Origin of the sequence: Rhizobium sp. RU20A, from assembly GCF_900155885.1 — a bacterium.
GTDB lineage: Bacteria > Pseudomonadota > Alphaproteobacteria > Rhizobiales > Rhizobiaceae > RU20A.
In genome coordinates this window covers 64,650-89,361 of the sequence record NZ_FTMB01000007.1, presented here as the reverse complement: position 1 = coordinate 89,361, position 24,712 = coordinate 64,650, and the positions used below count along the sequence as shown (strand labels likewise).

Genomic DNA, 24,712 nt, shown 5'->3' with positions numbered 1-24,712 from the left:
AAGCGCCGCTCGTCAGCTTTCCGTGTTCACGCACCCAAACGTCGTTGCGGCGGTTGGGTCGCGGGACGGCGCGTGGTTCCACCACCAGAGTGGTTTCTCCCGGCTAGAATACATACGATTGGTTGTAATGTGTGGCGCACTGATTCGTAATCGCTGCTTAACATGGAGATTGTGACAAAGAAATCCACGTAAAAGTTTCGATCGGTGGACGCATAATGCCGTAACGCGCTGCATAATGACCAGCAAGATGATGGTCCATAGGTAAAATATTGCATGTCGCATGCGAAAATACTGTTTGGATGTCGGCTGGAACAATGTTATTCGACTACGCGAGGGCGGGACCCAAGTTCAGGGCCTGTCCGACGTATCGGATGGGTTGTAAGCCTTGTGGTTTTGTTGAAGTAGAACGTACTCCTCCTGTCCCGGGAAGTAGAGTTTTCCTCACGTTCCATCGGTTTGCGCGCGGTTGGTGCAACTGCCGCCATACAAGGACCTCATCCGCTACGCTGAACTCAGTGTGTGTGACGTTCGCCGGGTCTGTCCGCCTCCCAATGGAAGACCCGCTTTGGATGACAGGAGACTAAAATGACGGAAACAGCCACGGGCCATGGAAGTGATCTTCTGGTCGAATTGACCGCCGACATCGTTGCAGCCTATGTCAGCAATCATGTTGTTCCGGTTGCTGAACTTTCGACCTTGATTGCTGATGTTCATTCTGCCTTGAACAATACATCCAGCCCCCAGCCCGTGCAGCCGGTCATTGAAAAGCCCAAGCCTGCCGTTTCGGTGCGCAAGTCCGTTCAGGACGACCAGATCACCTGCCTCGAATGCGGCGGAACCTTCAAGTCGCTGAAGCGCCACCTGATGACCCACCACAATCTCTCCCCGGAAGAATACCGCGAGAAGTGGGACCTGCCGGCCGAGTATCCGATGGTCGCGCCGGCCTATGCCGAAGCGCGTTCGCGCCTTGCCAAGGAGATGGGTCTCGGCCAGCGCCGCAAGCGCCGCGCCAAGTAAGCGATTCCCTCCCGACATCGCCGGAGAGTGCAAAAAGGTCGCGCAGCGGCCTTTTTCTATGAGGAAAAAAAGCCTAGAAAATCTTGATAATTGCAAATTTATAGGCGTGTTTTCAAGGAGATGGTGCCGGAGGCGCTCGCCTGCTATTCCCCGCAGTGGCGCAATGTGTATGAAATAATTCCTATAACAAGGAGGTTTTCATGCCAACGCCCCTGTCGCATGCCCCAATCACTCCGCTGTGCCCCCACGATCTGCCGCCCTTGGCGAGATCTCTGGTGCCCGTTTCTCCCCACCGATGTGCGGTGGTGCCCGAGCCCTGCGCCTGCACGAGCCTCGAAACACCGACACTGACCGCAGCCCTGAAGCGGGCGCGGGACGCGCGCTGCCGCATGGTCCGGTCGCTGACCGTCGAGATGCTGGCGCTGTCGGCCGACCGGGTGCGGCTGCGGCGCGACAGTGCCTGCAAGGTCCGCCAGATCGCCATGTATGTCTGCCATGTCACGCTGCGCATGCCGATGGTCGAGGTCGGCCTCGGCTTCGGCCGAGACCGGACAACGGTCAGCCATGCCTGCAACGTGGTGGAGGACCGCCGCGACGAACCGCATTTCGATGCGCTCATCAGCGCCATCGAGCGCGTGGCGACGCTGGTTTTCCCCATCGGAGATGAGCCCCATGCCTGATGCACGCATGACAGCACCGGTGGGGAAAACAAGGGCGCTGACACGGCTGTTGAAGGCGGTTCTGTCGGGTGCCCGGCTCGTGGAGGCGGGTTCCCCCGATGGCGGCCTCGATGGCGGTGCCGGGGCGACCGTTGATCGGCAGATGGCGATCGAGACGGCGGACGGCCGCCGGCTGCCGGTCGGCGAGGACGTGCTGACGGCCGCCGCGCGGGCAGGGCTGCTTCGCCGGGACGGTGTGCGCCTTTTGGCAACGCGCGAAACCGAGACGGCGCTGCGCCGGGCGCTGGCGGCCCCGGACGAGGCCTTTCTCGACCAGCACCGCTGCGTGGAGGAAGCGGTGCGGGAGGGACCGGAGGGACCGGCGCGCCTTGCCGTCAACCGGACGGAATCGCCGCTCGCCATGCTGGCGCGGCTGAAGGAACGTGACGGCGCCCCGTTTTTCGCCGCGGAGGCGATCGCCGCCGGCGAAAGGCTGCATGCCGACTTCACCCGGGCGCAGTTGCAGCCGCGCCTGACGATGATCTACGCGCCGCCCCTGCCGGGCGGCAGTGGCCAGGGGGTCGGCAAGGAGGATCTCTCCGACAGTGCGCTGTCGGCGCGCCTGCGGGTGCGGCGGGCCGTCGAGGCGATGGGGCCGGAGCTCTCCGGCGTCGCCCTCGACATCTGCTGCTTCGAAAAGGGGCTGGAGACGGTGGAGCGGGAGCGGCTCTGGCCGGTGCGCTCCGCCAAGGTCATGCTGCGGGCCGCGCTGATGGCGCTTGCGCGCCACTATGCCCCGCCGCGCTCTTCCGGTCAGCGCCAGCACAGCTGGGGCACGGACGATTTCCGTCCGACCCTCTGACACGGAGAAAGATCCGTCCGTCGTGATCAGGCCGCTGCCAGATGGGCGGCGGCCTCTTCGCGGATACGCTTGACCATGGAGCGCAGGCCATTGGCCCGCTGGGTGGACAGATGCTCGACGAGCCCGATCTTCGAAAAGACCTCGATGGCATCGGTCTTGGCGATCTCGGAGGCTGGGCGGCCGGAATAGACGGCGAGCACGATGGCAACGAGGCCCCGCACGATATGGGCGTCGGATTCGCCCTCGAAGACGAGCACCGGATCGGCCCCGGGCGTGTCGACATGGCTGACGAGCCAGACCTGGCTGGCGCAACCCTGCACCTTGTTTTCGGCGGTGCGCTTGTCCTCGGGAAGGTCCGGAAGGCTGCGACCGAGTTCGATGACGTAGCGGTAGCGGTCTTCCCAGTCGTCCAGGAAAGCGAAATCGTCAATGATGCTCTGGAGATCGGCCATGGCGTTCGAAAGTCCCGTCTTCTGTCCTGCGCCTCATATAGGAGCGACGGGAGCGCCGCAAAGAAAAAAGGCCGCGAAGCCGATGGGCAGGCTTCGCGGCCGAGCGGCCTGACAACAGGGACAGTCAGGAAACCGGTAATCTTTTGAACTGCGGTGCCGTCAGGGCGCGGGCTTGACGCGCCATTGCGGGACGGGCGTGTGATTGTCGTCCGGCACAGGCCGCCGGGGCAGGCGCTCGCTTTCGGCCATCGTCGTCGGCCGCGTGTCTTTCGGCAGATGGCCTTCAAGGCGTGCCTTGGCATCGGCGGGCAGGGCCTGTCGGGCCTTGTCGCTGCCGGGATTGACGGTGCCCGTCATCACGCCATTGTCCGGGGCTGCGCCGAAGCGGGCATCGAGAAATTCATAAGCAATGCGGGCGCCTTCGCTGGCGCGGTGGCCGAGCGCCGAAAAGGTTTCCGCGCCCTGTTCGCACACATCAGGCTTTTCCACGCAGATGTTGCGCATATAGGCGATCGCTTCTCCGGCGATCTTGAAGGTCTCGCCGATTTCCACCTTCGGCCCGCTCCCGGACTGTTCCGGAGACGGATCGAGGAACGGCAGAAGCACCAGAACCAGCGAGAACCAGAATCCCGCCTTGACCAGGAACCACATGATTTGCCCATCCTGTGTTCGCACGCCTCCATGACGCTGCCAAACCTCGATGGTCGTGGCGGCACCGCGTGGCGCATCCGTGTTCGTCGGGATCGGCGCGCCCCTGTTTCTGCGAGCCGACCGGATCAGTCTTTACGATGTGACAGGTCTCGTTGCCCCGCTTTGGCGGGCGGCCCGTCTTCATCGGATCGGCAAAGGTCAAACGCCTTTTTCCGACAGTGGCAAGACTAGCCGGGGCCTGCGAAGAACGCCTTGCACAAGATCGCGGCCTTTGTCTCAAACTTGGTTCAAATGCGAACTTGCGGCATTTGAAGGGCATTCGATGCGCATTTGTCGGGATGGCGTTAAGCAACAAGGCGGGCGCCGGCGCCGGAGTCCCTGAGAATGCAGGAAAGGCACGAATGCCGCTTTGCCGCAGATCTTAACGCATCGGCAAAAACCACCGGAAATCCGTTGCTTACGGCACATTAACCATGAAAATCATTGGCGTCGCGAATTGGAACAAAAGCGGCACTTTCGGCCCCTGCAGGCCCCCGCGGCGGGCTTCACTTATTCTTTCATTAAGCCGCCGATGCGACAGTCTGAGCATCCGGACAACGGCCTTTGACGGGGCCGGGACAGACCCGGATGGCAACGACAAGGCATGCATGCAACGACCTGCATGCCAGCTCTACAGGGTTCGACGTGGGTGTATTGCGTAACATGACGGAAAGGTGGGCATCCCGTGTGGATGAGATCGCCGGACCCTGGCTGGACCGCGCCGCCCGCGACGAGCAGCGCCGTCACGAGCTTGGCGTGATCCGCTCCGTTGCCGCCCTGACGCTGGTTGCGCTGCCGGTGATGCCCGCGCTGCTGAGCATCGCTCTTCCCTTTTCCGTGGCGCTTCCGGCCGGGGCTGGTCTTGCGTTCGCCGGCGGGCTCGTGGCCGCCGTCGCCGGCATTTCCTATTCGCGCCGCTGCGACGCGGCGCGCGCGATTGCCGGCGATCGGGACGCGACGCTGACCGAGGCTGCGCCACCCTTTCCGAGCCTCTTCAATGCCTTTCCCGGCCTTGTGACGCTGCATGACAGCCAGGGCAACGTGCGCGCCGTGCATGGCCGCGACCGTGCCACCACCTTTGGCTGGATGCGCGACCCGCTCGGCCGCGGCTTCGTCGACCAGATCCACATTTCCGACCGCATCGGCTTCCTGCAGGCGATCGACGCGCTGCGCACGGGCGAGCCGCACCGGGGCCTCGAACTGCGCATGGAGCGCGCCGGTCTCGACAATGACGGCGCCCAGTTCGTCCACCTGCGCATCGACATGAGCGCCATCAGCACGGCCGACGGTGCGCTCGATGCCATCCTCGTCCAGTCCACCGACATTTCCGATGCCGTCCGGCTGCGCCAGGATGTGGAACGGCACGTTGAGCATGTCGAAAGCTGCAACGAGGCAAAATCGCGCTTCCTGACCGCCGTCAGCCACGAGCTGCGCACACCGCTGAATGCGATCCTCGGCTTTTCCGAGATTCTTTCAGGCGAATATTTCGGCAAGCTGCAGAACGATCGCCAGCGCGAATATGTCGACCTGATCCACCGCTCCGGCGCGCATCTTCTCTCGCTGGTCAATTCCATGCTCGACATGAGCAAGATCGAGGCCGGCCGCTACGAGCTCGTGCCGGAACCCTTCGTCGTGGCCGAGGAAATCGCGGCCTGCGAGGCAATGCTGCAGCTTTCGGCCCGCGAGCGCGGCTTGACCCTCACCAGCCGGGTGACGCGCCATGTCAACGAAATCTGCGCCGACCGCCGCGCCTTCAAGCAGATCCTCATCAATCTGGTCGGCAACGCCATCAAGTTCACCGAGGCGGGCGGGGTTGTGACGGTCGACGCCGACATCGACGGCGACAACCTGCGCCTTGCCGTCAGCGATACCGGCATCGGCATCCGTAAGGACATGCTGGAGCGGCTCGGCCAGCCCTTCCTGCAGGCCCATGACGGCCTGTCGCGCAACTTCGAGGGGACAGGTCTCGGCCTCGCGCTCGTCAAGGGCTTCGTCGCCCTGCATGGCGGTCGTTTCCTTGTCGAAAGCGAGCTGGGACAGGGAACGGTCATCACCATTCTCCTGCCGCTCGACGGGCAAGGCATTGCGGAGGTGGCCGCCGGGAAGTCTGTGGACAATGGCGGGAACGTGCGCACGACGGTCGAATTTCCGCCACGCCTGAGCGAAAAGCTCGTCAGCGAAACAATGCCCGCCGGCCGCACTGAGCCCGCGAGCGCTGACGAAACACATGCAAGGGAAAGGGGCCATGGCGCCGCGCAAGCCAAAACAGCCTGAGCGCCGCAAGGCTCCCGTCAAGCGGGCATCCGTCGCCGCACCGGCCTATGGCGCGGCGCGGCGGGTGGGTCGTGCCGTGTTCGATCATCCGCTGCCCGTCGCCGGCACCGCAAGCTTCCTCGTCGCCTTTTCCTTCGTGGCCGCCAATGCGGTCTGGTATCAGCCCCACGCCCATCCCGCGCCCTTCTTTACCACCCGCGGCCCGCAGGAGGTCGAGACGGCCGATGTGGAACCGCGCCGCGTGACGACCTTCGTGATCGAGCGGGAAACGGACGAAGCCGCCCCTGCGACAACCGATACCGAGGCCCGGCCGACCGGCAGTGTGCCGGCCGAGGCAAGCCGGAGCACGACCGCCCCGGCGACCCAGCAGGGGACAGCGGCGGCGGATGCGACGCTGATGGCCGATATCCAGCGTTCGCTCGCCGCGCTGGGCTTTTACCGTGGCACCGTGGATGGTCGGCCGGGACCGATGACCAGCGAGGCGATCCGCAGCTTCCAGAAGAAGGCAGGCCTTGCCGAGACCGGCGCACCGACGCCGGCGCTGCTGGCCGCGCTGCGCGGCATGACGGCACCGCTCGCCCGCCCGGCGGAGCGCCCGCTGGAAACCGCAAACCTCGACAAGCCGGCGCGCCGCACGGGGGCGGAGGATCCGATCGCCGCCGCGATCCGCTCGGCAGAGACCGATCCGAACCTTATTCCCCCCGCCGAGATCCCGCTTGTGGCCAGCGAGACCGTGCGCCGTATCCAGCAGGGTCTCAACAATCTCGCCTATGCCGACGTCAAGGTCGACGGCATTGCCGGCGCCACGACCAGTGCCGCAATCCGCCATTTCGAGAAACATTACAGTCTGCCGGAGACCGGCCGTCCGAACGAGGCGGTCCTCAAGAAGCTGAAGGCCATCGGCGCCCTCTGACCGGCCGTGACAAGGATGCGTTTGCCGCCTCGCGCATTTCCCACTAGAACGGCGCCATGCGCGTCACATCCGAATTTTTCGTCTCAGCCCTGCTTCGCCGTGTCTTCCAACGGGGCGACTATGCCGCCGTGCTGCACAAGGGGATGGATGCGGCCGGGGCGATTCATATCCGCTGCCGCCACCGGCAGGGGACGGAGACGCTCTACGGCCCGGCTCCGCAAAGTCTGGTCGAGGAGGATGGGGAGGGGGCTGGACGCTCCTTCGAGGAACGATTGAGCGCGGTGGCGCCGGAAGCCGTCGACGCCGCGCTCACCCGCGAATTGCGGTTCGACCCCGATGCCTGGGTGGTGGAACTGGAATGCGACGACGTGGCCGGCCTCTTTTCGATCATCGGTGTCACGCCGCCGGAGAACCCTGCCGACAGTCTCTTCCGCCGATAGGGGGCGGCGCTCGGCTCAGCCGCGTTGCGCGCCGCCACTGCGCTTGCCGAAGGTGTGGGCCGCGTCCGGTCTCGTCGCGCGTGCAGCGGCCGGCTGGCGGCGCGGATCGGCGGGACGTTCGGAGGCCTGCACCGGCTCGTGCCGCGGCGGCTCCACATCATCGTCGAGATTGGTGTCGGCGCGCACCCAGGCCGCGACCCGTTCGCGGTTGTCCGCATTGTCGGCGGCTGCGATGAGGTGGTCGGCCTTGCTGGTGATGCCCACACGCTGGGACAGGTGCGGATATGTGGCCCACAGCACGAGCCTTGCATCGTGTGGCGCAACGCCGAGGGCGCAGAGCGAAAGCGCCAGCTGGCGGCCGGACACATCGAGCAGGATGCGCTCGGCCAGCGCCTCGCTGGCGCCGAGGCTTGCAGCCAGCGTGCGGCGGAACAGGAAGATTTCGCCGGTTCGGGAAAAGCGAACGAGGAGGGCGGCATGGGTCGGCGAGGCCGGCGCGAGTGGCGCGTCACGCCGCCTGGCCTTGCGGGCAACGCGGGCCAGCGCCTTGATTTCCTGCCGCAACGCTTCCTCGCGCTGAACGCGGGCACGCTCGTTTTCGATGTCCTCCGCATGCTCGGTCATGGGAGCGGCGGCGCGGATATCCACGAGATCGTCGGCGATATCTCGGACCATGTCGTCTGCGCTGCCATCTGCTTCAAATTCAGCCGGACCCTCCTCCGGTGCTGCCCCCTGCAGATCCGGTCCGAGGGATTCGGCAAAGACGAGCGGCGAGATGCTGTCGACAGTATCGGGTCCGCTAGGCGTGAAACGGGGAAGGCGCGCGTCCTCCGTCAGCGCGTCGGGCGCGTCGGCAAGACCGGACGTCTCGCCCGTGAAAAGCTCGGCCTCCCAGCGCTGGCCGCCGGCCGACTGGTGGCGATCGACGAGCGCATCGACGACCAGCGGCGAGAGATTGTCGCGCCGCGCAATGGCCGCCGCATGCTGCGAGCCCTGGCGGTTGACGATCTCCACCAGCACGGCGTCGGAAATGGCCGGCGAGCGGGTCAGGAAGGCGGCAGCGATGGCGATCGGCATGCTGCCGATGAGAAGGGCAACCGATTCGGGAAGGTTCTGCGCCTGCGACAGGGCTGCAGCCGCCTGCCGGCGGGCCTCGTCGCTGGAGGCAAGGAAGAGCGGTTCGAAGAGTTCGGCGAACTGGTGCAGATCGGACCGGCGCGGATGGCGAAGCGCCTCGAAACTGGTAACCGTCGCCAGGAGAACGACATCCTTCGTTCTCCCCGACCGGGGACTTTCCAACGCACGAAAGCGATCCGACACAGACACACCTACTCGATACAGATACAGGCAGTTCGGGAGCCCGGGACCCTGTCCTGTCCCGATACAGTCGTGAAACTAGCGCAAAACCGTTAGCGCACTGTTAACTATGGAGCTTGTGGTTTGCGAAAGGACTGCGGCAAAATGCGGACCTGACGACGAGAAGGGCGGCCGAAACGCAAAAGAAAGGCCGCAGCCCCTTCTCGGGACTGCGGCACGGATGTCGTTTCGGCCGCTTCGGCCGGGCGGCCGAAGGCGATTATCGACCCTGGCAGCCCGGGTCGTCCGGAGGGCAGTCCAGCCCCGCACCGGGCGTGTCCAGCATGCGGTCCTGCTGCCTCTGCTGGACGCGGCGAATGCGTTCCAGCTCCTCGGCGCGCTGCCGGTCCTGATCGACATCGGGTGCGTTGCCATAGTCCTGATTGTCAGGACGCGGGCGCGGCCGTTCCTCGGGGCGGCGATTGTCGAGGTCGTTGGTTTCCCGACGCGGCGGACGGTTGCGGTCCCAGTTCTGGTCATTATCGTTCCAGTCGCGGCGACGACGATCCCAGTTCTGGTCGTTGTCGTTCCAGTCCCGGCGGCGGTCCCAGCTCTGGTCATCCTGGTTCCAGTCACGGCGGGGCCGCTCCCAGTCCCGGCGTGGCGGACGGTAGCCATCGTCAAAGCGGTCACGCTGACGGTAGAAGTCGCGGTTGCGGTAGTATCGGTCCCAATAGGTGCCGATTTCGAACGTGACGGTGGGAATGCCGAGCGGGCGATAGTAGCGCGGCTCGAGGATCACGCGGTTGTTGCGGTAGGTGGTGCGAATGTAGCGGGCCGCGACCCAGCCGCGCCAGCGGCCGACCTCAACGTCGCACCAGGCTGTCGAGTTCAGGCAGCCATAGATCTCGATGGTCTGGCCGGCCGGAATGACCGCAACGGCCGGGTAGCTGGTGCTCGGGCCGGAGCGCAGATTGACGTTGGCCGTGGCAAAGCCCTCGGCGGCCTGCGCGACGGCCGGTAGAAGGAAGGAGACAGCAAGCGCTGCCCCGCGAAGAAAACTCTGCATGGATGATCTCTCCCTTGGCGATGAACCTGCCGACACGACAGGCCGGGCAAACGAATGCGGCACCTTTTGAAGACGCGCGCGTGCCTGCACCTATTCGCCCGTTTTTTAAAGCACACGCAAATTTTTACTTTTTTGAGGTGGCGTCACCCGTGCATTTATCAAGGTGCGCGCGCATTTTTCCTTCAAGGATGAGCCGGAACTTTCCGCTGCCCCGGGCGTTCGTCGATTGTGTGTTTTACAGCCGGCAAAGACGAGGAGTTATTCCCATGGCCGAAGCCAAGATTTCCGCTGTCGCCAACGACGTGGCCGCAGCAATGGACGACAAGAACATGGATCGGCGCACCGCCGACCTCGAAGCGCAGATCGCGGAGTTGAAGGCAGAGCTTTCCAACCTCGCCTCGACGGTCGGCAATATCGGCCAGGCCACCGGTGCCGTGGTCAAGGGCGAGGCCGAGCGCGTCACGGACGACCTGCGCGAGCGGGTGCGCTCAGAGCCTCTGGGCGCCCTTGCCGCCGTCGCGGGCATTTCCTTCGTGCTCGGACTGATGGCGCGTCGCTGATCACGCGGGCATAGGCCCGAGGGCGGGAGCGGGCTTTCGCGCGTTCCCAAGGAGACAGCGCCGGGAAGGCTTCCCGGCGCATTGTCGTGTCTGACAGTGCAGGAAGAGCCCGCGGTGTTGCAGTTTCACTATCCTCATGGATTGACTGTTGATCGCGGTGCGTCGTTAAGGTTTCATTAACCGGCCTATGGCTGAAATCGGCACTGTAGACGTGTGGAAGGAGTAAGTTGAGAGCGGCGCAAATGACTGCCACGGCAGGCTGCGCCAGCCCGGGGAGGGCAGGGTGAGATCGTTACGGTGGATCATCCGTCTCACGTAAAACTTGTGGAGACGAGCATGGCAGACGTGATCAGGTTAACGCAGCGACCGCGAAAGGTCGCACGGGTCGAACAGGCCATCGGCGCAGGCGCGCAGATCCTGCTCTTCACCGGTGTCCGCTACGAGCGCCTCGACGGGCGCGCGGACGGCGGGCCGGCGAAAAACCGTCCAAGCGGCGGCAAGCGGGCGGCAAAGTGACATAGGGCGGTACGCCGCAACTGGCGCCGCAACTGGCCTTGCGCCAGGACGGCACGATTGCGCCGCGCAGGCAGGCGTGCGGATGGCCGCGATACGTTTCGCGCGCCGATCGCCCCGAGCCCGACGGGCGAAGGCCAGGCAGCGACGCGCTGCGCTTTGACAATATCCACGACAATTGAAACGGTTACGGGCTCTTCTGCGGGTTCAGGGCAATCCGGTGTGCGGCAGAAGAGATCAGGACGCGACCGTGCGGCGCGCTTTTCGATGACGCAGAAAAGGGTCGTGACATGCTGGAAAGTCTGATTGCCCACTACGGTCTTCTCGCGGTCTTCGTAGGCAGCGCGATCGAAGGGGAAACGGTGGCGTTTCTCGGCGGGGTTTTCGCCCATCGGCAGCTGATGCCGTTCTGGAGCGTTGCCGCGGCCGCTGCGACGGGCTCTTTTTGCGCGGACCAGATCTTCTTTTTTCTTGGCCGCCGGACGAGCCGCTGGCCCCGTATCCGCAAACGGCTTTCCGGCCAGCGGGCAGCGAGCGTCAAGGATCTTCTGGAGCGGCATCCGACCGCCTTCATCCTTTCCTTCCGGTTTCTCTACGGCCTGCGCACCATCAGCCCCATCGTCATTGGCCTGTCGGGCGTGCCGGCGCGCACCTTTCTTCTCCTCAATGCCCTTGCTGCCTCCGTTTGGGGGATTGTAATTCCGGCGGTCGGCTTCTTTTTCAGCGGACTGATCGAAGAGATGCTCGGCCGCCTGCACCTTCACGCGCATCTGCTGCTTGCGATCGGCATCGCCATCCTGCTTGGCGCAGGCGTCACGGTTCTTGTCCGGCGCCGGCTGGCGGCGTCGCCGGAGAAGAGGGAAGCCAAATGATCTTTGGTATTACGAGCCGGGGCGCAGGCCGTCGCAGGTGGCTTCGGCAAGGAAGTTGCGGGCTGCATCCTCAAGGCTCGGCATGGGCGCCAGCGTGCGCAGCACGGCATAGCCGACGTTGCCGGACATTTCCACGAGGATCGACTTTTCAAGTTCCGGCCGGGTGGTGCGGCGCAGCGCCAGCATCTGCGCAGGCGTCGCCACGACGAGATCGAGATTGCCGGCGACCGAGGTCTTGTCGTTCATGCTGAAGATCTCGTTCGAGGCTTCGTCATAGAGGACGATCGACCAGAAGGGCACCGCGCCGACCGCCTGGAAAAGGGCCGGCTGCGCCCCGATCGAAAAGGTGCAGACGGCGGTCCTGAGATAGGGGTTGTCATTGGCAAGGCCGTTCGGCCCGCCTGGCGTCCCCGGCAGGGCGACGAAGCTGTGGACGTCATCCAGCGCCGAGACGCGGCTGAAGGCATCGCGCTCGCTGAATCGCGGCAGCATCAGGATGATGACGATGTGCAGGATGGCCGCGCCGAGCAGGCCGACCGCAAGCGCATAGACAAAACTACGCATCGCCGCACCCCGTCGTGACGATGGCGGGCATTTCCAGCTCCATCACCCCGGAGGAGCCGGCTGTCGGCGTATCGAGCAGTGTCAGCACCAGCGCGAACCGGCCTTGTTCCGGCAGGGCCACCCAATTGTCGGGCTGGGCCTTTCGAGACAGGGCGACGGTGAAGGCGGTGTCGGCGCGCCTGAGGACCGTCCAGGAATTGATGGCCGTCGGCAGGCCCGCATCGAGGCTGAAAGGCCTGTCGTCCGGGCCGGTGACATGCAGCGTCCAGAAGCGCGCGGCCGGCGTCTGGCCGCTGATCTCGTAGGTACAGCCGGCATCGAGCGGCATGCCCTTGCTGTCCGTGCGGGCATAGAAGACAAGCCCTTCCGCCCCGCCGAGCAGCAGCGCGCCCGCCCTTGCCCGATGCGCTTTGGCGTAAGGGTCGGCGTCCGCGGTCTGGGCCTGTGGAAACGCGGTCCAGGGCCCGAGCGTGATGCCGCCGAAACCGAGTGTCACCTTCAGCGCCTCGATGGCCGAGAAGGTGCCGAGCCCGAAGGCGACGGTGAGCGCGAGCGCGACGAGGAGGGGAATGCGGAACACGGGGATTACGGGCTCAATCGGGATGCGGGAGAGGGAACGACGGATGCGGCTGTGGCGAACGCCGGCGCCAGGTGGCGCGCGAGCCCCCTCATCTGCCTGCCGGCATCTTCACCCCGGCGGGGAGAAGAGCGCGTGGGGCGGACGCATGCCGTCCAAGGGCGAGATTGCGCGGCGGCATGGCCTAGGCTGCACCGCCGATGTCCTCCCGCCACGCTCATGGCTGCGTTCCGATCAGCGGCGTATCCTCAAGGCCGGCGACGCGGCCGGGCAGGGTGGTGGCGGGAATGACGACGGCGGGGGCCTTTTCCATGCGTGCGCCGAGATCGCGGATGATGCGGGAGACCGCGCTGCTGAGCATGCGCGGGCGCACCAGCGCCGGCAGCGCATCGGCGCTCTCGTTCTCGGCTGGCTTGGCTTTGGCGCTGGCAACCGGGACGGCGGCGTCGATGCCGGGAATGGCGCGATGCTCGATGCCCTGTTCGGCATAATCCATCAGGCGCTTGAACGTCATGGCCGGCAGGGAGCCGCCGGTCATGTTGTTGGTCGAGGTATAGTCGTCATTGCCGAACCAGACGGCGGTCGTGTAGTCGCCGGAATAGCCGACGAACCAGGCATCGCGATAGGCCTGCGTGGTGCCGGTCTTGCCCGCCGTGGTGATGCCGTTGGCGAGCGCGGCCTTGCGCGCCGTGCCGATGACGGGGATCTGGGTGAGGATGCGGTTCATGGAGGAGACCGCCTGCTCGCTCAAAATGCGCTGTGGCGGCGGCGTGTCGCGCGAGAAATCATAGAGGATGTCGCCGTCGTAATTCATGATCTGGCTGATGCCGTGGCGACGCGATTCCATCCCGCCGGCCGGGAAGACGGCGTAAGCCGTGGCCTGATCGAGAACCGTGACCTCCGAGGTGCCGAGCGGCATGGTCTTGTCGGTGCGGATCGGCGTTTCCACCCCCATCCTCTTTGCCGTTTCTGCAATGATCTCGGTGCCGAGCTCATCCTTGGCGAGGCGCACCGGGATCGTATTGATGGATTTGGCGAGCGCCGTCAGCAGCGTGACACGGCCGGAATAGGAGCGGCCGTAATTTTGCGGCGACCAGCCGCGCCAGGTGATCGGCGCATCCGTGACGACGGATTCGGGGGTAAAGCCCTTTTCCATGGCCGCAGCATAGGTATAGACCTTGAAGGAGGAGCCCGGCTGGCGCAGCGCCTTGGTGGCGCGGTTGAACTGGCTTTCGCCATAGTCGCGCCCGCCGACCATGGCCCGCACCGCCCCGCCATTTTCCACCATGACCAGCGCGCCCTGCTTGACGCGGTAGCTCTCGCCATATTCGCGAAGCCCGGTCTCCACCGCCTCTTCCGCCGCCTGCTGCAGGCTCAGATCGATGGTGGTGCGAACGATGAGGGAATGCTGGGCAAAGGGCTTGGCGATGCGCCTGACCTCGTCGAAGGCCCAGTCGAGGAAGAAGTCCGGCGCCTTGGCGCCCGTGACGGCACGATCAATGACCGTGGCGGGGGCAAGCCGGGCGGCCATCACCTGGCCTTCCGTCATCAGCCCGCCCTGCACGAGATTGGTCAGCACGACATTGGCCCGCTCGCGCGCCGCCGGCAGGTTCACATGCGGGGCGTAACGGGCCGGCGCCTTGAAGAGGCCGGCGAGCATGGCACTCTCCGCCAGCGAGATATCCTTGATATCCTTGCCGAAATAGAACTGCGCCGCCGCCGCCGCGCCAAACGTGCCGCCGCCCATATAGGCGCGGTCGAGATAAAGCCGCAGGATTTCCTTCTTCGTCAGGTTGGATTCCAGCCAGACGGCGAGGAAGGCCTCCTTGATCTTGCGCTCGATGGTGCGCTCGTTGGAGAGGAAAAGGTTCTTGGCCAGCTGCTGGGTGAGCGTCGAGCCGCCCTGCACGACGCCGCCGGCCTGGGCATTGGCGCTCATGGCGCGGGCAAGGCCGAGGAAATCGATGCCGTAATGATCGAAGAAGCGGCGGTCCTCGGTGGCGAGCACCGCCTTGACCAGATGATCCGGCAACTCGTCCACGGGCACGGAATCCTCGTGAATGATGCCGCGATGGCCGATCTCGTTGCCGTAGCGGTCAAGGAAGGTGACGGCGAAATCGCTCTGCGCGCGCCAGTCGCCCTTGGTCTCCTCGAAGGCCGGCAGCGCCAGCGCCAGCATCAGCACCGAACCGGCGGCCCCGAGCGTCAGGCCCTCGCAGGTCAGCTCGACCAGCGCCCGCTTGAAACCGCGCACGCGAAAGCGACGGAAGAAGATGGTGATCTCTTCCCACGTCTCTGCGGCCCGAAAACCGAGGTTCCAGACTGTCGAATCGATCCAGGAATCGAGACGCAGCAGGGAATGCCTCAGGCGCGGCCGGTTATCGTCCTCAGGGGTCTTACTCAAAACGATTGTCCCAATCTGCCCCGGCATCATACCGGGCGCGCGGATCATTGCATGCCAAGCCTTTCCAATCTACTGCACAACCCATGAACTTGTCAGGAGTATGCCGATGAGCGCCGAACCCTTCTGGAAGGCAAAGAGCCTCGCCGAGATGAGCGACGGCGAATGGGAAAGCCTGTGCGACGGCTGCGGCCTGTGTTGCCTTAACAAGCTGGAGGACTGGGACACCGGCGAGATCGCCTGGACCTCCATCGGCTGCACGCTGCTGGACGGGGAAAGCTGTCGGTGCAAGGACTACGAGAACCGGCAGGCGACGGTGCCCGACTGCATCCGCCTGACGCCCGACATGGTGCAGAGCCTGACCTGGCTGCCGCCGACCTGCGCCTACCGCCTCGTGCGCGACGGCGAGGACCTCTACTGGTGGCACCACCTCGTCTCCGGCGACCGCGAAACGGTGCATGCCGCCGGCATCTCCATCCGGGGGCGCACGACCTCCGAGGATGAGGTGGATGTGGATGACTTCGAGGATTACGTGGTGACCTGGCCGCTGGAGGTGGGGGAGGGGAGTTAAGAAAAATTTCCGATATAGGAATTTTATCCTTGACGGCGTGACGGTCGTCTGGTAGGGTTCTGTCATCGTCGCAGAAGTGGGTGAGGCGGGTGCCTCCGGTGCGGGTGAGCCTTGGCGCTGCTTGGTGGTGCCGCTTGCGGGGACGATCTGAGTTTCGGACAGGGGTGGATGTGAAGCGGGGGCGCGGCGATGGGCGGCGGCTTGGGTTTTGGGCTGGCGTCTTCGGACGGCCGGCCCTTTTTGCGTTTCGAGGGCGGTGTTTATGACGGCCTTTCTGCTGGCGAGCGGGCGGCGCTGGAGCCGCTGGTCGACGAGATTGTCGCTCTCGAGCGCAAGTCGGCGCTGATGGCGGCCGGCGGGCTGAATGAAATGCTGGCGGCCACCGTCGAGGAATTGCAGGCGCATCTGCAGAGTTTTCGCGCGCGGCGCCGGGCGGCGGAGGCCGAGGCGCGGGACGGGGGCGAGGGGCTGGCTGGCGGCAAGGCCCAGGCCGACGCCAAGGCGGCGATCGAGGCGATCTCGCTGATCGTGCGCACGCTGGAAAAGATCGACGCGCTGCAAAGGACGATGGCCGATGGGCGCGTTGCGGAAGAGGACATCGACGCGGCGGCCGAGGCGGCGGCGCTCGAAAAGATCCGCACCCTTGTGGAGCGGCGGATCGCCGACGGCGCTGGAGGCGGGCTCGCGAAAGCGAGCGATGCCGGCGCGGGTGACGCGTGGCTGGTGCCTGCCCCTGATGACGGCGGCGGATGAGGTCGCAGCCCGTCTCGCGCGCTTCGACAGGGTGATGGATGGTTTCGAGGACGGCGTGGCTTCGATCAACGACAGGCTCGACCGGCGGCTGGCGGTGCTCGAGGTGATGGCCCGGCGGATCGGGGCTAGCCGGACCGGGGCGCTGCCGGAGGCTGATGGTGCGGACAGGGCGCATGCCCCTGTTGATGTGGGGCAGACGATCGGGAGCGCGGCCCCCTCATCTGCCTGCCGGCATCTTCTCCCCGGCGGGGAGAAGAGCGATGGGGACGAAGGCGGTGCTTCTTCTCTCTTCTCCCCTGGGGGAGAAGGTGGCCCGCAAGGGCCGGATGAGGGGAATGACAAGCGATGTGAAGGATTGACACCTGAGGGGCCGGCGGACGCGGCCCCCTCATCTGCCTGCCGGCATCGTCTCCCCGGCGGGGAGAAGAGCGCTGGGGGCGAAGGCGGTGCTTCTTCTCTCTTCTCCCCTGGGGGAGAAGGTGGCCCGCAAGGGCCGGATGAGGGGAATGACAAGCGATGTGAAGGATTGATGCCTGAGGGGCCGGCGGACGCGGCCCCCTCATCTGCCTGCCGGCATCTTCTGCCCGGCGGGGAGAAGAGCGCTGGGGGCGTGGCGGGTGCTGATCGTCCCTTCTCTCCTCGGGGAGAAGGTGGCCCGATCGGGTCGGATGAGGGGGATGGCGGCTCCGGTGCGGAGGATGGCGGGCGGGGTAAGGGCTCGTCGTCTGACGCCGCTGATAGGCTGCTCGCCGCCATTGAGGCCGCCGACACGCTGGAGGATCTGCTCAACGCCCTGCCGGCGCGGGTGGCGATGCGGCTGGCGACGGCGTGGGAGCTGACGCGGCGGGCGGCGCAGGTGCCGCCGGAGGGCGACTGGCGGTGCTGGCTGATGATGGGCGGGCGCGGCTCGGGCAAGACCCGGGCCGGGGCGCAATGGGTGCTGGACCTGGCGCAGACGCCGGGCATCCGGATCGCGCTGGTGGCCGAAACGCTCGGCGATGCGCGCGAGGTGATGGTGGATGGCGTTTCCGGGATCCTGTCGGTGGCGCGCCGTCCGCGCCCCGTCTTCGAGGCGAGCCGGCGGCGGATCGTCTGGCCGAACGGCACGGTGGCGCAGATCTTTTCCTCCGAGGATCCGGAGAGCCTGCGCGGCCCGCAATTCGACCATGCCTGGTGCGATGAACTTGGCAAGTGGAAACATGCGCAGGAAACCTGGGACATGCTGCAATTTGGCCTGCGCCTCGGCGCCGCACCGCGCGTGCTGGTGACGACGACGCCGCGCGCGGTGCCGCTTCTGAAGGCGCTGGCGGCCGACACGGAGACGGTGAAGACCCATTGCCGGACGGCGGAGAACGAGGCGAACCTGTCGCCCGCCTTCCTCAAGGCCATGGCGGCGCGCTATGGCGGCACGCGGCTGGGACGGCAGGAACTGGATGGCGAACTGATCGAGGATCGCGAGGATGCGCTGTGGCGGCGCGAGGCGATACCGCGCCTTCGCCTGGCCGAGGCCGGGCCGCTCTCCCGGATCGTCGTGGCGGTGGACCCGCCGGCGGCGGCGGGCGCGGCCTCCTGCTGCGGCATCGTGGTGGCGGGCCTTGACGGGCGCGGCCGGGCGGTGGTGCTGGCGGATGCCTCCGTTTCCGGCGAAAGCCCGGCGGGCTGGGCCAATGCCGTGGTCAGGGCCTACAGGCGATACGATGCCGACCGGGTGATCGCCGAGGTGAACCAGGGCGGGGACATGGTGAGCGCGGTGCTGCGGGGCGTTGCCCCGACGCTGCCCGTCGCCACGGTGCGGGCGACGCGCGGCAAATGGCTGCGCGCCGAGCCGGTGGCGGCCCTCTACGAACAGGGCCGGGTGGTGCATGCCGGCACGTTCTCGCTGCTGGAAGACCAGATGGCCGATTTCGGCGCCGACGGCCTTTCCTCCGGCCGCTCGCCCGACCGGCTGGACGCTCTGGTCTGGGCCGTGACGGCGCTGCTGCTGGAAACCGGCGGCGTGCCGCGAGTGTCTGGGTTGTGACGGTAAAAAATGCACGTTTTACAAGAAATCAGGTGCGCCTTGTATTTGGTTGTGATTGATTGGTGGCGCAACCAATGAGCGCTGCATCATGAGGATGGCAGCCGGGGCACCGGAGGGATGGGAATGTCGATCAATCGCAAGTTCTTCTTCGATCATGTCAGGCAGGCGCTCTATCCGGGCGGGATGAAGCAGTCTGTCGTGGCCGGTCATGAGGCCATCCTCGACGTCTGGGAAGAAGACATGACCGGGAAGGACGACCGGTGGTTGGCCTATATGCTGGCGACCGCCTATTTCGAAACAGGCGGAAAGCTGGCTCCCGTCGAGGAGAACCTGAACTACTCGGTCCAGGGCATGCTGAAGACCTTCAAGGGGCGGATTTCGCCCGAACTGGCCAAGCAGATCGTTGGCCATCCCCAGCAAATCGCCAACCACGCCTATGCCAATATGATCGGCAATGGCAATGCCGCCAGCGGCGATGGCTGGCGCTTCCGCGGTCGCGGCCTCCTGCAGATCACCGGCCGCGCGAACTACCGCACATTCGGGATCGAGGACACGCCGGACGTGGCGCTGGACCTGAAAATGGCAATGACCATGCTCTTCAAGGGCATGACAGAGGGCCTGTTCACGGGGAAGAAGCTGGACCGGTACTTCAACGCCAAGACCGAAGCCTGGTCCGGTGCCCGTGCCATCATCAACCCGACGGACAAGCCGGACATCGTGGCCAACCATGCCAAGGCCTATTATGCGGCACTGAGCTACACGGTGTGACGGGCGCGGGGTGCGCGGACGCGATCGCGAGGCTTTGCGTGGCATGGCGCACCCCCCCCTGTCCTGCCGGACATCTCCCCCACAAGGGGGGAGATCGGCTGGGGCGCGACCTTTGCGACAGTCATAAGTGGTCCGGCAGGGGTGGAGGAGCAGTTTCCTCCCTCTCATCTACTCTGAGAGCGCGACGATTGACGAGGGTATTGGGCGTGTAACCTGCGGATCTCCCTCCTCGTGGGGGAGATGCCCGGCAGGGCAGAGGGGGGTGAGGCGACCGCCTGCGCCCGCGCGTTCCTCACGCGGTTCAAAACAAGGACATCATCATGCGGATTTCGGGTTGGATGCCCTGGCGGCGCGCCGGGGCGAAGGGCGTTGAGGGCAAGGGTGCCGGGCCGGCGGAGCGGAAGGCGGCGGCGGGGTTCGTGACGCTGCAGCTGGAGGCGGAGGCCCGGTGGTCGGCGCGAAGCTATGCGGCGCTGTCGCGCGAGGGCTATATGCGCAACCCCGTTGCGCATCGGGCGGTGCGGATGATCGCGGAGGCGGCCGCTTCCGTGCCGTGGCTGGCCTATCGCGGAGAGAGGGAAGTTCCGGACGAGCCGGTGCTGGCCGTGCTGGCGCGGCCGAATGGCGGCCAGCCGGGGACGGAATTCCTGGAGGCGCTTTACGGGCATCTGATGCTGTCCGGCAATGCCTATGTGGATGTGGCGCGGCTTGCCGATGCGCCGCGCGCGCTGCATCTGCTGCGCCCGGACCGTATCAGGGTCGTGGAGGGACGCGACGGCTGGCCGGAGGCCTACGAGTACCGGGTCGGAAACGCCGCGCGGCGCTACGGCGCCGGCGATGGCGGCCTGTTGCATTTGCGGCTCTTCCACCCGCTCGACGACCACATGGGGTTTGCCCCGCTGGAGGCGGCGTCCATGGCGCTTGACCTCTCCAATGCGGCGGCTGGCTGGAACAAGGCGCTGATCGACAATTCTGCCCGGCCCTCCGGCGCGCTGGTCTACCAGCCGAAAGACGGCGGCAATCTCTCGCCGCAGCAATTCGAGCGGCTGAAGGCGGAACTGGAGGACGGCTATTCCGGCCCCGCACGGGCGGGACGCCCGATGCTGCTGGAAGGCGGCCTTGACTGGAAGGCGATGGGGCTTTCGCCGCGCGAGATGGATTTCGTGGAAGCCAGGAACGGCGCGGCCCGCGACATCGCGCTCGCCTTCGGCGTGCCGCCCATGCTGATCGGCATTCCCGGCGATGCGACCTACGCCAACTACCAGGAAGCCAACCGCGCCTTCTGGCGCCTGACCGTCGTGCCGCTCGTGACCCGCACGGCCAGCGCCTTTGCCGCCTTCTTCTCCGCAGGGACCGGGGAGGGCAGACTGAGGCTGGTGCCGGACCTCGACCAGGTGACCGGCCTTTCCGCCGAGCGCGGCGAATTGTGGTCGCGGGTGGAGGCGGCGAGCTTTCTCACCGAGGCCGAAAAGCGCGCGGCGGTGGGGTACGCGGTCGCGGAAAGCGAATAGGTTCAGCGGGTTGGAAGCGTTGGCGGAATCAGCGTGGCCGGGATGTGATTCTGCCTGTGAAGGACCGGATTCGGTTTGTGAGGCGCTTGCCGCAAGGGATTCTGCGGATTCGATAATCGGCACGCGCAGGGGATGTCTGCCGCCCTGGATGCCTCCGGGCCGATGCGGAGGAGTGTGGGCTTCGACGGTTAAGGCGGCGTGTGGGGTGGCACACGAAATCTGGTGGGGATGGCGGGCGCTGTGTCGTGATGCGCGGAGCGGCACGGGCGCGGCGGCTGCGGACCCACGGGCCTAGCGCGAGGACCTATGCGGACATCGGCGGTCTTGGTCGTGGATCCTCGGCTCGGGGGCCGAGGATGACGTGGGTCGCGTGGCGGACGTGCCTTGCAGCGGACAACGAGGCTTCCTTCGTAACAGAGCAGACGACGGTGGTGATGGGCTGACGGTGCCTTGGGGAACGACCTTGGGCTGGCGGGGTCTTCAGCAGTGCCCCACCCTGGCCGTCGTCCTCGGGCTTGACCCGGGGACCCATGCGGCTCGCGTCGCGACGGTGCCAGATCCGACACCGTCATCCCGCCCTTGATGCGGGAGCCAGCGCGATCTCGTCTGTGACCGCGGCAGGGTCTTTCACGGCGCAGACGCGTCGTCACTGGATTCCGGCTCGAGGCCGGAATGACGGAACACCTGGGCTGATGCGCCCGGCCACACCCTGCACCGCGAAACCAGGCGCGGGGGACGGTGGGGTGCGGTCACGCATGGCCCAGACGCACAACAAGGAGAACGACCATGTCGGACCTCGGACAGGATAGCGGGCTGTGGATGACGCGGGCCTTCGGGGCCTTTGCGGGGTCGGCGGTGTCGCTGGTCTATCTGCTGCCGAAGAGCCGGCGCGAGGCGGCGTCGCGACTGGTGACGGGCTTTACCTGCGGGCTTTTGTTCGGCGCGCCGGTGGGGCTGTGGATCGAGGCGCAGCTCGGCATTCGCGACATCCTCTCCGGCCATGAAACCATCCTCACCGGCTCGGCCGCCGCCAGCCTCACCGCCTGGTGGGGGCTGGGGGTGCTGATGCGGGCGGCGGAACGCGGCTCGCGCAGGCAGTAGCCAATAGGCAGTAGGCAGTAGGGGAAAGTGCTTGCGGCCAGGTCCGCGGGAATGACGATCTTTTCTACTGCCTCCTGCCTACCCCCTTCCCAATCCCACGGAGCACCCCATGCCAACCACCGACCTGCCGGTCTGGCGGACGAAGAGATATGCCGATCTGAAGCTGAAGAGCGTCAGCGGCGAGGGCCGGTTTTCCGGCTATGCGAGCCTGTTTGGCGAGGTCGATCTCGGCAAGGACGTGATTGAGCCCGGCGCTTTCCGGCGCTCGCTGGAGCGGCGCGGTGCGGCGGGCGTCAGGATGCTGTTCCAGCACGACCCCTCCGCCCCGCTCGGGCGCTGGCAGACGATCCGTGAGGATGCCCGCGGCCTTTATGTCGAGGGCGTGCTGGCGCCGGGGGTGGAGAAGGCGCGCGAGGTGCATCAGCTGATGAAGCTCGGCGCACTCGACGGCCTCTCGATCGGCTTCCAGGCCGTGAAGAGCAGGGCGGACCGCGCCGGCGGGGTGCGACGCATCCTCGAAGCGGATCTGTGGGAAATCTCCATCGTGACCTTTCCCATGCTGCCGTCGGCGCGGGTCTCCAACGTCAAGAACGCCCGCTTTTTTCGCGACGGCGAAACGGAACTGGCGCGCCGGATGCGCCGGGCCGCGCGCACTCTTCTTTCCACGCTTTGACGAACCGGCGCCGATGGGGCGCTGCAACTCCCGAAAGGACAGATGATGACGGATCTTCAGGCTGAGACCGGCACCCGCGCGCCGGAGGTGAAATCCACGCCCGACACGATGGGCGCGGCCTTCGACGACTTCATGAATGCCTTCGAGGTCTTCCGCGAGACGAACGACCGGCGGCTCGACGAGTTGGAGAAGAAGCTGACGGCGGACGTCGTGACGCGCGACAAGCTGGAGCGCATCAACAAGGCCATGGACGAGCAGAAGGCCGTGCTGGACCGCCATGTGCTGAAGGCGGCGCGGCCCGCCATCGGCGGCGCGGGCGGTACGGACAGCGCGGAAGCGGCCGAGCACAAGGCGGCCTTCGAAAACTATATCCGCCGCGGCGACGAGCAGGGCATGCGCGCCATGGAGGCGAAAGCCCTTTCCATTGGTTCGGCAGCGGACGGCGGCTATCTCGTGCCGGCCGAAACCGACCGCGAGATCGGCCGAAGGCTCTCCACCGTCTCGCCGATCCGGGCGCTTGCGACCGTGCGCCAGGTTTCCGGCGCGGTGCTGAAAAAGCCCTTCGCGCTCTCGGGCATGGCGGCCGGCTGGGTGGCGGAAACGGCGGCGCGGCCGCAGACGGCCTCCGCCACGCTCGCCGAACTCTCCTTCCCGACCATGGAACTCTACGCCATGCCGGCCGCGACCGCCGCGCTGCTGGATGATGCGGCGGTGGATGTCGAGGCGTGGATTGCCTCCGAAGTCGATATCGTCTTCGGCGAGCAGGAGGGCGCGGCCTTCGTGACCGGCGACGGGACGAACAAGCCGAAAGGATTTCTGTCCTATCCCGTCATTGCCGATGCCAGCTGGAGCTGGGGCAATGTCGGTGCCATCGCGACGGGCGTCTCGGGCGGCTTCAAGGCCGCCAACCCCTCCGACACGCTGATGGATGCGATCTATGCCCTGAAGGCCGGCTATCGCCAGAACGCCACCTTCGTGATGAACCGCAAGACGCAAGGCGAGATCCGCAAGTTCAAGGATGCGGACGGCAACTATCTCTGGCGCGCCCCCGCCGGCCCCGGCCAGCCCGCCTCGCTGATGGGCTATCCGCTGACCGAAGCCGAGGACATGCCGGACATTGCCGCCGGCAGCCTGTCGATCGCCATCGGCGACTTCCGCACCGGCTACCTTGTGGTGGACCGCACGGGGGTGCGCGTGCTGCGCGATCCCTATTCCGCCAAGCCCTACGTGCTCTTCTACACCACCAAACGCGTCGGCGGCGGCATCCAGAACTTCGAGGCGATCAAGCTGGTGAAGTTCGGCAACTGATCCTGAGGCGGCTAGTCGCCGTCGGCGCTCAGTGTCGCTTCCAGTTGCGCGACAGCGCTCATGAAGGCGGGAAAGACGGTCCGCAGCCGGAGGAGGTTTTCGATGACCTTCTCCGGCTTGAGATCGATGCCGTATTTGTGACGGACGAGATGGCGAAATCCCTTGAGATCGAAAAGGGCGTCATAGAGTTCGGCATCAAGCAGGGCCGGGCGGATGCCGGCAATGTCAGCCGCCATCTGGTCTAGAATGTCCTGGTGAGCCGAGCCGCCCGTCGGCACATAGGCATCCACATCCTTGGCAATGCTGAGCAGTGCGTCCTCGATGCCGTTGTAGACATTGTGGATGCCGGAAGACATGGCGGAAACCGCGCCCCAGTCGCCGGCGCGGACCTCATCGGCATGGTCGGCGTAATAGGCCTCCATCTGCTGCAGCTCGCGCTCCGTGCGGGCAAGCCTCGCAGCAAGCCGTGCAAAGGCAGCCAGTCTAAAGGGCGTCATGCAGGAACTCCCGGACCCGCTCCGGCGAGAGGTCGTCCTCGAAGATCAGGTCGTAATCGAGCCCCGGGGCGCGCATCGCCTCGGCCGCAAGACGTTCCACGACACGGCGCCGGCCGGAATCGAGCGGGCCTCGCACCAGAAGATCGACATCGGAATGGGGGGCAAAATCGCCGCGCGCGAGCGAGCCGACGAGCGCAACTGCGATGTCGGCCTCTTCAGCCGCGCGGATGACGGCATGCGCCGCGGCCAAGGCTGCGGCCTGTCTGCTCACGCGGCGTTGCGCGATCAACGCGTCCATCCTGTTCATGCGGCACCTCATTGTCTGACCGCAAGCTTAGCGCAATGGGCCCC

26 protein-coding genes are annotated in these 24,712 nt (G+C 65.9%); 17 read left to right on the top strand and 9 right to left on the bottom strand.

Features of this window, described 5'->3' with window-relative positions:
* Window positions 1–585 precede the first annotated feature (585 nt).
* The 3 genes from F3H41_RS16270 to F3H41_RS16260 all read left to right on the top strand — a co-directional run bounded on the left by F3H41_RS16270 (window position 586) and on the right by F3H41_RS16260 (window position 2,538).
* On the top strand, window positions 586–1,017 hold the full coding sequence (locus F3H41_RS16270; RefSeq protein ID WP_149739735.1) for a MucR family transcriptional regulator: 432 nt from the start codon (window positions 586–588) through the stop codon (window positions 1,015–1,017).
* Between the two features lie 305 nt (window positions 1,018–1,322).
* Window positions 1,323–1,697, top strand: coding sequence for a helix-turn-helix domain-containing protein (locus F3H41_RS16265; RefSeq protein WP_348532496.1), 375 nt, complete (start codon window positions 1,323–1,325; stop codon window positions 1,695–1,697).
* Window positions 1,690–2,538 carry a DUF6456 domain-containing protein gene (locus tag F3H41_RS16260; RefSeq protein ID WP_244616241.1) on the top strand — a complete coding sequence of 283 codons (849 nt, stop codon included), beginning with the start codon at window positions 1,690–1,692 and terminating at the stop codon, window positions 2,536–2,538. Before F3H41_RS16265 ends, F3H41_RS16260 begins: the two co-directional genes overlap by 8 nt.
* A 26-nt stretch (window positions 2,539–2,564) precedes the next feature.
* On the opposite strand, the gene F3H41_RS16255 is transcribed toward F3H41_RS16260, so the two are convergent.
* Window positions 2,565–2,990, bottom strand: coding sequence for a SufE family protein (locus F3H41_RS16255; protein ID WP_149739733.1), 426 nt, complete (start codon window positions 2,988–2,990; stop codon window positions 2,565–2,567).
* Window positions 2,991–3,149: 159 nt separating this feature from the next.
* Window positions 3,150–3,641 (bottom strand): DUF5330 domain-containing protein, encoded by a 492-nt coding sequence (locus F3H41_RS21335; RefSeq protein ID WP_188129500.1) that lies wholly within the window; start codon window positions 3,639–3,641, stop codon window positions 3,150–3,152.
* A gap of 726 nt (window positions 3,642–4,367) precedes the next feature.
* Here F3H41_RS21335 and F3H41_RS16245 point away from each other — a divergent pair.
* From F3H41_RS16245 to F3H41_RS16235, 3 genes are read left to right on the top strand one after another with little or no spacing between them, the layout of a single operon-like run.
* Complete coding sequence (locus F3H41_RS16245) at window positions 4,368–5,954, top strand: HAMP domain-containing sensor histidine kinase (protein ID WP_244616240.1); 1,587 nt, start codon at window positions 4,368–4,370, stop codon at window positions 5,952–5,954.
* A complete protein-coding gene (locus F3H41_RS16240) occupies window positions 5,926–6,867 on the top strand; it encodes a peptidoglycan-binding protein (RefSeq protein WP_149739731.1) in 942 nt (313 codons plus the stop codon). Before F3H41_RS16245 ends, F3H41_RS16240 begins: the two co-directional genes overlap by 29 nt.
* Before the next feature lie 56 nt (window positions 6,868–6,923).
* Window positions 6,924–7,307 (top strand): DUF1491 family protein, encoded by a 384-nt coding sequence (locus tag F3H41_RS16235; protein WP_149739730.1) that lies wholly within the window; start codon window positions 6,924–6,926, stop codon window positions 7,305–7,307.
* A 15-nt stretch (window positions 7,308–7,322) separates the two neighbouring features.
* Here the strand turns inward: F3H41_RS16235 and F3H41_RS16230 are convergent, their stop codons facing one another.
* Together F3H41_RS16230 and F3H41_RS16225 are read right to left on the bottom strand one after the other, a co-directional pair.
* Window positions 7,323–8,606: a DUF2336 domain-containing protein gene (locus tag F3H41_RS16230; RefSeq protein ID WP_244616239.1), complete on the bottom strand. Its 1,284-nt coding sequence runs from the start codon at window positions 8,604–8,606 to the stop codon at window positions 7,323–7,325.
* Window positions 8,607–8,883: 277 nt separating this feature from the next.
* Entirely contained in the window at window positions 8,884–9,672 is a 789-nt protein-coding gene (locus F3H41_RS16225) for an SH3 domain-containing protein (protein WP_149739728.1), read from the bottom strand.
* A 266-nt stretch (window positions 9,673–9,938) separates the two neighbouring features.
* Between F3H41_RS16225 and F3H41_RS16220 the strand changes: the two genes are divergently transcribed.
* From F3H41_RS16220 to F3H41_RS16210, 3 genes are all read left to right on the top strand, one after another.
* On the top strand, window positions 9,939–10,232 hold the full coding sequence (locus F3H41_RS16220) for a hypothetical protein (RefSeq protein ID WP_149739727.1): 294 nt from the start codon (window positions 9,939–9,941) through the stop codon (window positions 10,230–10,232).
* A 336-nt stretch (window positions 10,233–10,568) separates the two neighbouring features.
* Complete coding sequence (locus F3H41_RS16215) at window positions 10,569–10,748, top strand: hypothetical protein (RefSeq protein WP_149739726.1); 180 nt, start codon at window positions 10,569–10,571, stop codon at window positions 10,746–10,748.
* Between the two features lie 287 nt (window positions 10,749–11,035).
* Entirely contained in the window at window positions 11,036–11,617 is a 582-nt protein-coding gene (locus F3H41_RS16210) for a DedA family protein (protein WP_149739725.1), read from the top strand.
* Window positions 11,618–11,626: 9 nt separating this feature from the next.
* Here the strand turns inward: F3H41_RS16210 and F3H41_RS16205 are convergent, their stop codons facing one another.
* The 3 genes from F3H41_RS16205 to F3H41_RS16195 all read right to left on the bottom strand — a co-directional run bounded on the left by F3H41_RS16205 (window position 11,627) and on the right by F3H41_RS16195 (window position 15,162).
* Window positions 11,627–12,181 carry a DUF1254 domain-containing protein gene (locus F3H41_RS16205; RefSeq protein ID WP_149739724.1) on the bottom strand — a complete coding sequence of 185 codons (555 nt, stop codon included), beginning with the start codon at window positions 12,179–12,181 and terminating at the stop codon, window positions 11,627–11,629.
* Window positions 12,174–12,761 carry a DUF1214 domain-containing protein gene (locus F3H41_RS16200; RefSeq protein WP_149739723.1) on the bottom strand — a complete coding sequence of 196 codons (588 nt, stop codon included), beginning with the start codon at window positions 12,759–12,761 and terminating at the stop codon, window positions 12,174–12,176. The genes F3H41_RS16205 and F3H41_RS16200 overlap by 8 nt, the downstream gene beginning before the upstream one ends.
* A gap of 214 nt (window positions 12,762–12,975) precedes the next feature.
* On the bottom strand, window positions 12,976–15,162 hold the full coding sequence (locus F3H41_RS16195; protein ID WP_244616238.1) for a PBP1A family penicillin-binding protein: 2,187 nt from the start codon (window positions 15,160–15,162) through the stop codon (window positions 12,976–12,978).
* 106 nt (window positions 15,163–15,268) lie between these two features.
* On the opposite strand from F3H41_RS16195, the gene F3H41_RS16190 reads away from it, so the two are divergent.
* The 8 genes from F3H41_RS16190 to F3H41_RS16155 all read left to right on the top strand — a co-directional run bounded on the left by F3H41_RS16190 (window position 15,269) and on the right by F3H41_RS16155 (window position 23,864).
* Window positions 15,269–15,730, top strand: a complete 462-nt coding sequence (locus F3H41_RS16190; RefSeq protein WP_149739722.1) for a YcgN family cysteine cluster protein — start codon at window positions 15,269–15,271, stop codon at window positions 15,728–15,730.
* A gap of 189 nt (window positions 15,731–15,919) precedes the next feature.
* Window positions 15,920–16,483 (top strand): hypothetical protein, encoded by a 564-nt coding sequence (locus F3H41_RS16185; RefSeq protein ID WP_149739721.1) that lies wholly within the window; start codon window positions 15,920–15,922, stop codon window positions 16,481–16,483.
* Window positions 16,484–17,294: 811 nt separating this feature from the next.
* A complete protein-coding gene (locus tag F3H41_RS16180) occupies window positions 17,295–18,503 on the top strand; it encodes a terminase family protein (RefSeq protein ID WP_149739847.1) in 1,209 nt (402 codons plus the stop codon).
* A gap of 123 nt (window positions 18,504–18,626) precedes the next feature.
* A complete protein-coding gene (locus tag F3H41_RS16175; protein ID WP_244616237.1) occupies window positions 18,627–19,271 on the top strand; it encodes a hypothetical protein in 645 nt (214 codons plus the stop codon).
* A gap of 320 nt (window positions 19,272–19,591) precedes the next feature.
* Window positions 19,592–20,782, top strand: coding sequence for a phage portal protein (locus F3H41_RS16170; protein ID WP_149739720.1), 1,191 nt, complete (start codon window positions 19,592–19,594; stop codon window positions 20,780–20,782).
* 786 nt (window positions 20,783–21,568) lie between these two features.
* Window positions 21,569–21,883: a DUF6107 family protein gene (locus F3H41_RS16165; protein ID WP_149739719.1), complete on the top strand. Its 315-nt coding sequence runs from the start codon at window positions 21,569–21,571 to the stop codon at window positions 21,881–21,883.
* 109 nt (window positions 21,884–21,992) lie between these two features.
* Window positions 21,993–22,556, top strand: coding sequence for an HK97 family phage prohead protease (locus F3H41_RS16160; RefSeq protein ID WP_149739718.1), 564 nt, complete (start codon window positions 21,993–21,995; stop codon window positions 22,554–22,556).
* Window positions 22,557–22,601: 45 nt separating this feature from the next.
* Window positions 22,602–23,864 (top strand): phage major capsid protein, encoded by a 1,263-nt coding sequence (locus F3H41_RS16155; protein ID WP_149739717.1) that lies wholly within the window; start codon window positions 22,602–22,604, stop codon window positions 23,862–23,864.
* Between the two features lie 11 nt (window positions 23,865–23,875).
* Here the strand turns inward: F3H41_RS16155 and F3H41_RS16150 are convergent, their stop codons facing one another.
* Window positions 23,876–24,361: a hypothetical protein gene (locus F3H41_RS16150; RefSeq protein ID WP_244616236.1), complete on the bottom strand. Its 486-nt coding sequence runs from the start codon at window positions 24,359–24,361 to the stop codon at window positions 23,876–23,878.
* Entirely contained in the window at window positions 24,348–24,668 is a 321-nt protein-coding gene (locus F3H41_RS16145) for a nucleotidyltransferase domain-containing protein (RefSeq protein WP_149739716.1), read from the bottom strand. The genes F3H41_RS16150 and F3H41_RS16145 overlap by 14 nt, the downstream gene beginning before the upstream one ends.
* Window positions 24,669–24,712: the final 44 nt, after the last annotated feature.

Excerpts from the sequence above, each read along its gene's own strand:
- F3H41_RS16190 (WP_149739722.1), top strand. The coding sequence starts at position 15,269 with ATGAGCGCCGAACCCTTCTGGAAGGCAAAGAGCCTCGCCGAGATGAGC.
- F3H41_RS16210 (WP_149739725.1), top strand. The coding sequence starts at position 11,036 with ATGCTGGAAAGTCTGATTGCCCACTACGGTCTTCTCGCGGTCTTCGTA.
- F3H41_RS16180 (WP_149739847.1), top strand. The coding sequence starts at position 17,295 with ATGCGGCTGGCGACGGCGTGGGAGCTGACGCGGCGGGCGGCGCAGGTG.
- F3H41_RS16150 (WP_244616236.1), bottom strand. The coding sequence starts at position 24,361 with ATGACGCCCTTTAGACTGGCTGCCTTTGCACGGCTTGCTGCGAGGCTT.
- F3H41_RS16240 (WP_149739731.1), top strand. The coding sequence starts at position 5,926 with ATGGCGCCGCGCAAGCCAAAACAGCCTGAGCGCCGCAAGGCTCCCGTC.
- F3H41_RS16170 (WP_149739720.1), top strand. The coding sequence starts at position 19,592 with ATGCGGATTTCGGGTTGGATGCCCTGGCGGCGCGCCGGGGCGAAGGGC.
- F3H41_RS16260 (WP_244616241.1), top strand. The coding sequence starts at position 1,690 with ATGCCTGATGCACGCATGACAGCACCGGTGGGGAAAACAAGGGCGCTG.
- F3H41_RS16175 (WP_244616237.1), top strand. The coding sequence starts at position 18,627 with ATGTCGATCAATCGCAAGTTCTTCTTCGATCATGTCAGGCAGGCGCTC.
- F3H41_RS16225 (WP_149739728.1), bottom strand. The coding sequence starts at position 9,672 with ATGCAGAGTTTTCTTCGCGGGGCAGCGCTTGCTGTCTCCTTCCTTCTA.
- F3H41_RS16145 (WP_149739716.1), bottom strand. The coding sequence starts at position 24,668 with ATGAACAGGATGGACGCGTTGATCGCGCAACGCCGCGTGAGCAGACAG.
- F3H41_RS21335 (WP_188129500.1), bottom strand. The coding sequence starts at position 3,641 with ATGTGGTTCCTGGTCAAGGCGGGATTCTGGTTCTCGCTGGTTCTGGTG.
- F3H41_RS16165 (WP_149739719.1), top strand. The coding sequence starts at position 21,569 with ATGTCGGACCTCGGACAGGATAGCGGGCTGTGGATGACGCGGGCCTTC.
- F3H41_RS16255 (WP_149739733.1), bottom strand. The coding sequence starts at position 2,990 with ATGGCCGATCTCCAGAGCATCATTGACGATTTCGCTTTCCTGGACGAC.
- F3H41_RS16155 (WP_149739717.1), top strand. The coding sequence starts at position 22,602 with ATGACGGATCTTCAGGCTGAGACCGGCACCCGCGCGCCGGAGGTGAAA.
- F3H41_RS16220 (WP_149739727.1), top strand. The coding sequence starts at position 9,939 with ATGGCCGAAGCCAAGATTTCCGCTGTCGCCAACGACGTGGCCGCAGCA.
- F3H41_RS16160 (WP_149739718.1), top strand. The coding sequence starts at position 21,993 with ATGCCAACCACCGACCTGCCGGTCTGGCGGACGAAGAGATATGCCGAT.
- F3H41_RS16185 (WP_149739721.1), top strand. The coding sequence starts at position 15,920 with ATGGGCGGCGGCTTGGGTTTTGGGCTGGCGTCTTCGGACGGCCGGCCC.
- F3H41_RS16270 (WP_149739735.1), top strand. The coding sequence starts at position 586 with ATGACGGAAACAGCCACGGGCCATGGAAGTGATCTTCTGGTCGAATTG.
- F3H41_RS16205 (WP_149739724.1), bottom strand. The coding sequence starts at position 12,181 with ATGCGTAGTTTTGTCTATGCGCTTGCGGTCGGCCTGCTCGGCGCGGCC.
- F3H41_RS16235 (WP_149739730.1), top strand. The coding sequence starts at position 6,924 with ATGCGCGTCACATCCGAATTTTTCGTCTCAGCCCTGCTTCGCCGTGTC.
- F3H41_RS16215 (WP_149739726.1), top strand. The coding sequence starts at position 10,569 with ATGGCAGACGTGATCAGGTTAACGCAGCGACCGCGAAAGGTCGCACGG.